13 protein-coding genes are annotated in these 9,348 nt (G+C 61.6%); 7 read left to right on the forward strand and 6 right to left on the reverse strand.

Annotation, left to right across the window (positions count from 1 at the left end):
• Nucleotides 1-3: 3 nt before the first annotated feature.
• The 6 genes from HY30_RS08075 to HY30_RS08100 form a co-directional block, all read right to left on the reverse strand.
• Nucleotides 4-768 carry an ABC transporter ATP-binding protein gene (locus HY30_RS08075; RefSeq protein ID WP_034738864.1) on the reverse strand — a complete coding sequence of 255 codons (765 nt, stop codon included), beginning with the start codon at nt 766-768 and terminating at the stop codon, nt 4-6.
• Nucleotides 765-1,577 carry an MlaE family ABC transporter permease gene (locus tag HY30_RS08080; protein ID WP_051615103.1) on the reverse strand — a complete coding sequence of 271 codons (813 nt, stop codon included), beginning with the start codon at nt 1,575-1,577 and terminating at the stop codon, nt 765-767. Before HY30_RS08080 ends, HY30_RS08075 begins: the two co-directional genes overlap by 4 nt.
• Nucleotides 1,555-2,610 (reverse strand): alanine racemase, encoded by a 1,056-nt coding sequence (gene alr, locus HY30_RS08085; protein WP_034738870.1) that lies wholly within the window; start codon nt 2,608-2,610, stop codon nt 1,555-1,557. Before alr ends, HY30_RS08080 begins: the two co-directional genes overlap by 23 nt.
• Nucleotides 2,611-2,641: 31 nt before the next feature.
• Nucleotides 2,642-4,093 (reverse strand): MFS transporter, encoded by a 1,452-nt coding sequence (locus HY30_RS08090; protein ID WP_241765677.1) that lies wholly within the window; start codon nt 4,091-4,093, stop codon nt 2,642-2,644.
• 89 nt (nt 4,094-4,182) lie between these two features.
• Nucleotides 4,183-4,374 (reverse strand): NepR family anti-sigma factor, encoded by a 192-nt coding sequence (locus HY30_RS08095; RefSeq protein WP_034738873.1) that lies wholly within the window; start codon nt 4,372-4,374, stop codon nt 4,183-4,185.
• 175 nt (nt 4,375-4,549) lie between these two features.
• A complete protein-coding gene (locus HY30_RS08100) occupies nt 4,550-4,849 on the reverse strand; it encodes a hypothetical protein (protein WP_034738876.1) in 300 nt (99 codons plus the stop codon).
• A 417-nt stretch (nt 4,850-5,266) separates the two neighbouring features.
• On the opposite strand from HY30_RS08100, the gene HY30_RS08105 reads away from it, so the two are divergent.
• From HY30_RS08105 to HY30_RS08135, 7 genes are all read left to right on the forward strand, one after another.
• Nucleotides 5,267-5,722: a DoxX family protein gene (locus HY30_RS08105; RefSeq protein WP_034738879.1), complete on the forward strand. Its 456-nt coding sequence runs from the start codon at nt 5,267-5,269 to the stop codon at nt 5,720-5,722.
• 81 nt (nt 5,723-5,803) lie between these two features.
• Nucleotides 5,804-7,006 (forward strand): DUF2336 domain-containing protein, encoded by a 1,203-nt coding sequence (locus HY30_RS08110; protein ID WP_241765678.1) that lies wholly within the window; start codon nt 5,804-5,806, stop codon nt 7,004-7,006.
• A gap of 95 nt (nt 7,007-7,101) precedes the next feature.
• Nucleotides 7,102-7,590 (forward strand): Na+/H+ antiporter subunit E, encoded by a 489-nt coding sequence (locus HY30_RS08115; RefSeq protein ID WP_034738881.1) that lies wholly within the window; start codon nt 7,102-7,104, stop codon nt 7,588-7,590.
• Nucleotides 7,587-7,883 carry an MrpF/PhaF family protein gene (locus HY30_RS08120; RefSeq protein WP_034738883.1) on the forward strand — a complete coding sequence of 99 codons (297 nt, stop codon included), beginning with the start codon at nt 7,587-7,589 and terminating at the stop codon, nt 7,881-7,883. The genes HY30_RS08115 and HY30_RS08120 overlap by 4 nt, the downstream gene beginning before the upstream one ends.
• Complete coding sequence (mnhG, locus tag HY30_RS08125; RefSeq protein WP_034738885.1) at nt 7,883-8,257, forward strand: monovalent cation/H(+) antiporter subunit G; 375 nt, start codon at nt 7,883-7,885, stop codon at nt 8,255-8,257. The genes HY30_RS08120 and mnhG overlap by 1 nt, the downstream gene beginning before the upstream one ends.
• Entirely contained in the window at nt 8,254-8,898 is a 645-nt protein-coding gene (locus HY30_RS08130) for a DUF4040 domain-containing protein (protein ID WP_081812122.1), read from the forward strand. Before mnhG ends, HY30_RS08130 begins: the two co-directional genes overlap by 4 nt.
• The gene (locus HY30_RS08135; protein ID WP_034738888.1) at nt 8,895-9,347 is read left to right on the forward strand and encodes a Na(+)/H(+) antiporter subunit B; all 453 of its coding nucleotides are present in this window, start codon (nt 8,895-8,897) and stop codon (nt 9,345-9,347) included. Before HY30_RS08130 ends, HY30_RS08135 begins: the two co-directional genes overlap by 4 nt.
• The last annotated feature ends 1 nt before the right edge of the window (nt 9,348 follow it).

Raw genomic sequence — 9,348 nt, forward strand, 5'->3', positions numbered from 1 at the left:
CCGCTACATCGCTGGCTGGATCGGGCCGCTTGCGCGGCCGTGGACGAACTGGTCGACATATTCATTGCCGCTGTGCTCGACATCGGCGGCCTTGCCGCGCCAGATGATCTTGCCTTCGAACAGCATGGCGATCTCGTCGGCGATCTTGCGGGCCGACGGCATGTCATGCGTGATCGAGACAGCTGCCGCGCCGAGGTCGCGCACCTGTTCGAGGATCAGGTCATTGATGGCATCCGCGGTGATCGGGTCGAGGCCCGTTGTTGGCTCGTCAAAGAAGATCAGGTCCGGTTCGGAAATGATCGAGCGGGCGAGCGAGACGCGCTTCTGCATGCCGCCGGAAATCTCTGCTGGGTAAAGCCCGGCGACTTCGGAGCCTAGCCGCACCTTTTTCAGCGTGGCAATGGCGCGTTCCTTCGCGTCGCTGCGCTTGAGGCGTTCCTTGTGGATCAGGCGGAAAGCCACGTTTTCCCAGACCGTGAGACTGTCGAACAGGGCGCCGGACTGGAACAGCATGCCGACGCGTGCACGCATCATCTCGCGCGGCTTGCCGGTGGACTGTGTCACGTCATGGCCGTCGAAGAAGACCTTGCCGGAATCGGGCGTCATCAGGCCGAGCGCGTTCTTCAGCATGACAGACTTGCCGGAGCCCGACCCGCCAATGACGACAAGGCTCTGGCCGGGGGCCACATCGAGGTCGACGCCGCGCAGCACTTCGTTCCGACCGAATGTTTTGACGACATTCTCGAGTTTCAGGATCGGTTCGCTCAAAAGCCCAGCTCCGCAAACAGGTTGGACATGATGTAATTAGTCGCCAGAACCAGAACGGCGGCGCCCACCATGGAGAGGGTCGCCGCACGGCCGACGCCCGTGGCGCCTGCCTGTGACCTGTCGCCCTGGTAGCAGCCCATGATGGCAATCACGGCGCCGAAGACGACGGCCTTGGTGAGGCCGACGATAATGTCGTCAGTCGTCACGAAATCGAGCGTGTTGCGCAGGTAAGTCGCTGAATCGAAGTCGAGGCTGAACACGCTGACCAGCCAGCCACCCATGACACCGATAATATCGGAGGCTGCCACAAGGATGGGCAGCGAGATGATGGCGGCCAGAAGGCGCGGCGCATAAAGGTAGCGGAACGGAGAGGCCGACAGGGTTTCGAGCGCGTCGATCTGCTCGGTGACGCGCATGGCGCCGATCTCGGCGGAGATGCCTGCGGAGACGCGCCCGGCCAGCATCAGGCCTGTAATCACGGCGCCAAGCTCGCGCGTGATGCCGAGCACCACGATGTTCGGCACGAACTGTTCGGCGCCGAAGCGGCTGCCGCCACTATAGATGTTGAGGGCGAGGGCGGCGCCGATGAAGACGGCCGACATGCCGACGACCGGGAATGAATAGAAGCCGATCTGGATCATCTGGCGCCAGATCTGGCCGAAGAACCAGCGGGGCGTGAAGGCTGCGAAAGTCATCCGCCCGGCGAATGTCGACAGGCGGCCGATTTCGGCAAAGGTGCCGAGGATGCCGGCGCCGATCCAGCGCAGGGGATTGGGGAAGCCGCTTTTATGCGTAGACACGTTCGACACGATTGCTCAGTCCCGTCAGGAGTTCATAACCAAGCGTGCCCGCGCGGGCGGCCTGGTCTTCGAGTTTGGCATGCTCGCCGATGAATTCAACGCGCGCGCCTGCTTTTGCCTTATCCTGTGCCTTTGAAACATCAATGGTGACAAGGTCCATCGAAATCCGGCCCAGCACGGGGCAGGCAATACCGTCGAGATAGGCTATCAGGGCGTTGGCGCCGCCGCGCAACAGGCCGTCTGCATAGCCGATGCCGACGGTCGCCAGCACGGCGTCCTGCGCCAGCGTGTGCGTGGCCCCATAACCGACCTTTTCCCCCATTTCGGCGTCAAAGACGCTGAGAATGGCTGCGTCGAGCGTCAGGCCGGCATTGATCCGGAAGCCCTTGGGCGGATGGGTGCCGCCATAGAGCGCGAGACCCGGCCGGATGAGATCGTAGCCAAAGGCCTTTCCCAGATAGCAGCCGTCGGAATTGGCGAGGCTGGCCGGCGTATCGGGGAAGACGGCGCTTATGTCGTCGAAAGCCTTGCGCTGCGCCGCGTTCATCGGATTGGCTTTTTCGTCAGCACAGGCGAGATGGCTCATCACGAGAACAGGCTGCAGCTTGTGGAGTGCGGGCAGGGCGGTTGCCAGTACCGACGGCTTGAGGCCGAGACGGTTCATGCCGGTGTCGAAATGCAGGGCCGACGTGCCCTTGGGCGCATTGGCCCAGGCTTTCACATGGTCCGGCGAGGAGAGGACGGCTGTCAGGCCCGCCGTCACATAGGCCGACATTTCCTTGCGCGTCGGCCCGTTGAGCACGAAAATGCGCGGACCGAGGCCCAGCGTCTTGCGCAGGGCCAGGCCCTCTTCAAGATAGGCCACGAAAAAGCTGGAACAGCCGGCGCGCATCAGGGCCCGTGAAACAGGGCCGGCGCCGAGACCGTAGCCATCAGCCTTGACGACGGCTGAGGTCGTTGCGCCCGGGTGGAGCCCGTCGAGCGCCCGCCAGTTGGCGACGATATTCGACAAATGAATCGTGGCGCGGGGGAGCTGGCTCATGCCTGCGATTTAAAACGCTTCGCCGCGGGAGTCACTTCCTCGCCGCGTGCTCTTTCCAGGCCTCGCCCTTCATGTTCCAGACGGGCGTGAAGAAGACCATCCAGAGAATGATCAGTGTCATGCCGCCGGCGGGCACAATGGCAATCTTCTGGGGGCCGAATATGTCGACCAGCGCGCCCATTAGGGCCGCGCCGAACGGCGCGCCAGCCATGAAGCCGAGCTGGTAGATGGAGAGCACGCGGGCGAGCTTTTCCTTCGGGGCGGCATCCTGGACGATCGAGCGGCTCATCGCGATCGAGATGCCGGCGGCAAGGCCCCAGACGAAAACAATGGTCAGAAAGCCCCAGTGCGGAATATCCCACATCATCGCGAGGATGCTGCTGGAGCCGAGGAATTGCGCGATCAGCAGGAGGCGGCCCTGACGCTTGATCCGGCGGAAGATCGACAGGACCACCGAAGAGACGAACGCGCCCAGCCAGAAGGTGACAAACATGTCCCGGATGCCGTCGGAGCCGAGATGGTAGACGTCGCGATTGATGATGGGCAGCACGACAAGGAAGGCGCCGATCACGAAGATGCCGACACCGAACATGAGCGCCGTCATGGCCCAGAGCTTGCCATCAGCCCGCACGGCGCGGAAGCCTTCGGCAATGTCGCCGAAGGCGGCACTGATGCCCGTGCGGCCGGTGCGCACCTGCCGGCCCTTGGCGAGGTTGAGCGCGAACAGGGTGCCCACGGCGAGGACGATCCCCTGTGCCAGCAAGAGTTTCTCGGCTGCGATCGGCCCGACGCCGAAGCCGCCCAACCATTGCGGCATGCGGGTCATCTTGTCGGCATAACCGGCCAGGATCAGGCCTGCGATCTGGGCCAGGAACTGCGCCATCGTGGCCAGCGTCACGCCGAGCTGCAGCGTGACACCGGAGCCGACCCGCATGCGGCGCTCGACCACTTCGTTCACGATGGAATCCCGGGCCGGCATCATGAAGGCGCCAACCGTGCCGATGGTCAGGCCGTACAGGATCATCCCGACATAGGTGAGCTGGCCGCGCGCCACGGCGACAGCCAGGAAGAGGGCAGGGATGGCCGCCAGCAGGTGGAGGATGATCAGCAGGCGGCGCCCATCCGCGCGTTCGGCCACAACGCCGCCGATCAGCAGGAAGATCACCGAGGGGCCAGAGAGCGCCATGTTGGCGAGGCCGAGGGCCAGACCGTCGAGATGGAGATGGTCGCGGCCGGTGATCAGGTAGGGGAACAGCACCATCTGCAGGCCGAAAGCCATGAACCAGCTGCACTGAACCATCAGATAGGCGGGCAGTTCGATCTTCACGCCGCGGCGCAGCTGTTTCGCGCGCCAGTGTGTTGCCGTGGACAGAAGGGAGGCGCCTGCACCGAGCGCTTCGCTGACGCCGCTGACCGGAGAGGTCACGTCACCGGCTGCACCCTCGGCCATATCGTCGACGAGTTCTTCGATCCTGTCGCTCATTTCCGCTCCCGTGGATCATGGCGACTGTATCTACGGCCTACGCGGAGTGAAAGTAAATCAGCCTGCATCGCTTGCCAGTAGATGCAGGCTCACCCTTTTTTTTGTTCAGCGGCCTTGATGCGGTCAATGAGGCTTTGCAACTTGTCGGGTACAGGTTCGTTGAGGGTTTCCTGATAGCGCTCACGCAGAGCGTCTCTGAGTCGTTTGGACAAAGCGCTGCCATCTGCATTGAATGATGCAATGTCCCCGCGCTTCTGGCTCTTGTCCTGATCGTTTGTCACGTTCGCGCCATGTCTTTATTCATCCCGGCAGTGCTTTACCGTTCAGGACGCGAATACTCAACTCGCCTTTCGTGAAATTTGAATATTCAATTTCTACATTGCGCTGAAGCAAGTAAGAAAATGCGTGAATAGCATAACATGCTTGGTTGGCAGGCGCGTCATGTAGTATAGAATCTCATTGTCCGGTGTCTGATGAGTGAATTTCGGAAATCACTTCCAGTATTTTGGATAATTCACGCAGTGTCATTTGCCCGATCAAGTTCATCGCACCGCCCCTCGGCAAGTAAATCGCGTGTAAGTGGTTCTGTTGTTCTGCGTCCAGAAAGTCAAAAAACCGGGCCTCGAGCTCTGTCGGGCTGACGCCTTCGTCGGTGACAACGATGGTCATCAGCGATTGCACGAATCGGTGGATGTGCGCATCCTGAGGCTTGCCATCGGTCGCCAGCAGGCTGGTTATCGCGCGGAAACGGGGCAAAAGGTGTTCCAGGGCCTCCGAGAGACCGGGATTGCGTCTATCAGGCGCAGGCTCACGTCTTGCGCCTGTACCTGTCACTACAGAACTGGATGGGCCTAAGCCGGACCCTGTCCGGATTCCGGGCCATATGACCTTACCGCGATCAGACTTATTCTGTCGCACTGGTATTTTTTTACCGGATTCCATACTTGGTACGGCGCCTCTTGTTTAGTGATCGCTAACCAACCTTTAGGGCGCGCTTTTGTTCCTGCCCAGGTGCGGTTCACCCCCTCCAGCCCACTCACGCGGACCATTCCCGATCGCGGCGTGTAGCGACGGGATGATCAGGGAAGTGCAGGGTCAGTTGCCTTGAAGCCTGAGTGTTTGTAGCCTCCATTTTGGCGCGTTGCCTCAAGCAGATGCCAAGGGTGGAGTATCATGAGACTGTTCAGGCACCTCGTCAGTTGGGCGCTCGCCCTCTTCCTCATCGCCATGTTTGTGCAGGCGACCATCTATCCGCTGCCCAACCCGCCTGAGGGCTCCGTGAAGTTCTTCGATCCGCCCGGCACCAATATCGTTTTCCAGACCCTTGCCGAGCGCTCGGGACAGACACTGTTCGAGCCTGCAGGGCGCATTCTCACTGGCGTTCTCGAGCTTGTGGCGGCCCTGTTCCTGCTGTTTCCGTTTACCCGCCGTTTTGGCGCTATCATTTCCGCGACGATCCTCGGCGCGGCGGTCGCGTTTCACCTTTCGCCCTGGCTAGGCCGTGAAGTTCCGCTCTCGCTGGCGCCCGGCGAGACGGCAACGGATGGCGGGATGCTTTTCATGCTGGCGATCATCATGCTGGTCTCCAGCCTTCTTGTGCTGGTGGTGCATCCCGGACGGGCCGACTGACCCTCACAATTGAAATAGGCGCCTGTACGGGTCGTTAACGGTTTGCGTTCAATCTAACGGCGTTGCGATACAGGCAAGCCGATGGACGATATGGAAGCGCAGATGAATACGCCGCAAGGAGGGCGTGCCCGGGATGCCCTTTTCAGGCGCCTGCTGGACCTTGTTGCCATGCCGGCCTCGCGTCTTGCCCACCAGGACCGGAACATGGTGGGCGACATCCTGCTGGACATGCTTTTTCATGCCACAACGCAGGAGCGCAGCCTGTGCGCCAGCCGGCTGGCCACGAGCCGCGAGGCGCCGCGCCGCCTTTTGCGGTATCTCGCCCAGTGTTCTTACGAAATCGCCCAGCCGCTTCTGGAACAGAATGAGGCCTTCGACGCCTGCGACCTGAGCGAGATTGTGGAGGCCACGTCCACCGAACACCGTCTTGCCATTGCCCGCCGCAAGGTTGTGCCGCCCGGTGTCAGCGCGGCGCTGGCCGAACATGGCGAGCCGCATGTGGTGCGTGACCTTGTGGCGAATGCCGGCGCTGTATTGCCTGAGTCCGCGGTCGACAAGCTGCTCACGCGGTCGCGCGATGAATCCCAGCTTTGTGCGCTTCTGGTCGAGCGGCTCGAGCTTCGGCCGTCGCAGGCCATGGCCATGTTCTGGTGGTCGGATGGCGCCACGCGCCGCAAGATCCTCCAGCGCCATTCCGCCGACCGTCTTGAAGTCATCGAGACCTGCAAGGACGTATTCGAGATGATGGCGGCCGAGAAATGGGCTGACCCTGTCGCGCGCAAGGCGCTGCAGCTGATCGAGCGGCGCCAGCGCAATCGTGAAGCGCTTGAGCGCAGCCCGTTCGACAGCCTGGAAAGCGCCATCAACTCAGCCGGCCTGGAGGGCATGAATGCGGAACTCGCCCAGGAGATCGGTTATCTCTGTGGCATCAAACCGGTGACGATTGCCAAGATCCTGTCCGACAAGGGCGGCGAAGGCCTGGCCGTGTTGTGCAAGGCGACGGGCGTGAAGCGCGACTTCCTGCCCGTTCTCTGGGCAGCCCTGCGCCGGCCGCTGGAAATCGGCGATAACGAAATCCACCCGCAGTTCGCCATTGTGGCGGAAACCTACGAGATCCTGACCGTCGCCAAGGCCCAGACCACCTTGCGTTACTGGAACTGGTCCCTGTCATCGGCGTTTTCGCCGCAAGCATTGCGCGAAGCGCAGGCATCCGGGGCACCGGCGAACGAAGAAGCGGCGTTCTCGACATCCCAGCGCACCGCCCGACTGGTTTTTGGTAGCTAGTCTGCGAAAAAGCATCAAAGAGGCTTCCCAAGGGGCCTCGAGCCATTTAGGTCAGGCACTCGTGGATTGGGTTGATACGGGAGCTGAGACGCATAGTGGCGTACTTTCTAGGGCTTTTGTTTGCACTGGTTGCGTTCTGGATCGGCATGTCCGGCCATTTCGAACCACTCCTGCTGGGACTTGGCGTCCTGTCGCTCGTTCTCACACTGATCCTCGCTTACCGGCTTGATATTCTTGATCGTGAAGGCGCGCCCTATGTGCGCCTCATAGGCTTCGCGATGTACTTTCCGTGGCTGATGAAGGAAATCGTCAAGGCGAACTGGACCGTCATACGGGCCTGCCTGCGTGCCGAACTCGACATTGCGCCGACGCTTGTGAAGCTGAAGACGATTTGCACATCCGATCTCGCCAAGGTGACCTTCGCCAATTCCATCACGCTGACGCCGGGAACCGTTACGGTCGAGATCGATGGCGACAAGCTGCTCGTTCACGGCCTCTACGAACAGGATTCCCAGCCGGAAGCCTTCCTTGAAATGGACCGGCGTTCTGCCCGCGCCATAGACGGCAAGGGAGCCGCCGCATGACCGCCGCTGCCCTCATTGCCATCCTGCTTGGCATGGTCCTCCTGCTTATTCGCACGCTGATCGGACCAACGCTTTATGACCGCGTGCTCGCGGTGAACTCGTTCGGCACGAAGACCGTGCTTGCGCTCGGTCTGCTGGGCTATGTCATGGGCCGTCCGGAGTTTCTCGACATCGCGATCCTCTACGCGATGATCAACTTCGTCTCGACCATCGCGATCCTCAAGTTCTTCCGCTACCGGTCCTTCCAGGTGCCGCTCGTGCGCCGTGGCGGCACTCAGGGAGGCAAGCGCTGATGTCTGACCTTCTCGCCAACCTGGCGCAATTCTTCGAAATGGTGCGCTATCCGGCCGGTTCGGCCCTGTGCCTCGTCGGCGCGATCCTGTGCGTTATCGGCACGATCGGCGTGATGCGCTTTCCCGATTTCTACACACGCATGCATGCTGCCAGTATCACGGACACATCCGGCGCGACGGTCATCCTGATCGGCATGGCGCTGATGGCACCGGGCTGGCTGATCGTGGCCAAGCTGGTGACGATTTTCTGGCTCCTGTTCCTGACCAGCCCGGCGGCGTCCCACGCTGTCGTCAACGCCGCGCACACGGCGGGCCTGCAGCCGCTGATCGGCCGGATCGGCAAAAAGACCGATGATGAGGAGGGCGCAGCATGACCGGCGTGCTTGAGGGCGATATCGGTATCGCACTGGTGAATATCCTGCTTCTGGCGGTGCTGTTCGTGGTCGCCATCGCGATTGCGCGCCTGCGGAACCTGTTTGCCATCGTCATGCTGTCGGGCATCTATTCGCTGGTTTCGGCGACATGGTATGTCGTGGTCGATGCGGTCGACGTGGCCTTTACCGAGGCCGCAGTCGGCGCGGGCATGTCCACGGTCGTGCTGCTGGGCGCCATGCTGCTCACGTCGCGCACAGCCAAGCCGGACAAGAAATTCGCGCGTCTCGGGCCGCTTCTCGTGGTTATCGCGACCGGCGTTATGCTGATTTATGCGACGGTCGACCTGCCGGCGCTTGGCGATCCGGATTCTGCCGTGAACCAGGGCGTCGGCCTGACCTATATGCAGATCAACTGGGCCGACACGGGCATCCCGAACGTCGTCACCTCCGTTCTGGCCAGCTACCGGGGATTCGATACGCTCGGCGAAACCACGGTTGTGTTCCTGGCCGGTCTCGCGGTCGCGCTGCTGCTCGGATTCGGCGAGCGGTCGCTGGCTGAATCGATCAAGCGCGAAGGCAAGCTGCCGGGCAGTAACGGCAAGTCTGTTTCTGAAACCGGCAAAGAGGAGGACGCTTCGTGAACAGTGATCATCACGTCATTCTTCGGGTTGTCTCGAAGATGCTTCTGCCGATCATCGTGATGTTTGCGTTCTACACGCAGTTCCACGGTGACTTTGGGCCCGGCGGCGGCTTCCAGGCCGGGGTCATCATCGCTGTTGCTGTGATCCTCTATGCGCTGGTCGCAGGTGTTCCGGCCGCCATGCGCGCCGTGCCACCCGCCTTCACGCGTTCGCTCGCTGCCATTGGCGTCATGATCTATGCGGGTGTCGGCTATTGGGCCCTCTTCAAGGGCGGTCATTTCCTCGAATATCAGGCGCTCTTCAACGAGCCGCCGGGCGAGCATCACGGCCAGCATATCGGTATAATGGTCATCGAGATCGGCGTCCTTTGCGGCGTGTCGGGCGCCATGTTGACCATCTTCTACGCCTTCGCCGGCCGCGTTGCCGAAATCCGCGACAAAGACTGGTAAG

Origin of the sequence: Hyphomonas chukchiensis, from assembly GCF_000682695.1 — a bacterium.
In the GTDB taxonomy this organism is placed as follows: Bacteria; Pseudomonadota; Alphaproteobacteria; order Caulobacterales; family Hyphomonadaceae; genus Hyphomonas; species Hyphomonas chukchiensis.

What these genes read in the sequence shown, in the direction of transcription:
- alr (WP_034738870.1), bottom strand. Translation starts at nt 2,610, where the DNA reads ATGAGCCAGCTCCCCCGCGCCACGATTCATTTGTCGAATATCGTCGCC.
- HY30_RS08090 (WP_241765677.1), bottom strand. Translation starts at nt 4,093, where the DNA reads ATGAGCGACAGGATCGAAGAACTCGTCGACGATATGGCCGAGGGTGCA.
- HY30_RS08105 (WP_034738879.1), top strand. Translation starts at nt 5,267, where the DNA reads ATGAGACTGTTCAGGCACCTCGTCAGTTGGGCGCTCGCCCTCTTCCTC.
- HY30_RS08110 (WP_241765678.1), top strand. Translation starts at nt 5,804, where the DNA reads ATGGACGATATGGAAGCGCAGATGAATACGCCGCAAGGAGGGCGTGCC.
- HY30_RS08120 (WP_034738883.1), top strand. Translation starts at nt 7,587, where the DNA reads ATGACCGCCGCTGCCCTCATTGCCATCCTGCTTGGCATGGTCCTCCTG.
- mnhG (WP_034738885.1), top strand. Translation starts at nt 7,883, where the DNA reads ATGTCTGACCTTCTCGCCAACCTGGCGCAATTCTTCGAAATGGTGCGC.
- HY30_RS08130 (WP_081812122.1), top strand. Translation starts at nt 8,254, where the DNA reads ATGACCGGCGTGCTTGAGGGCGATATCGGTATCGCACTGGTGAATATC.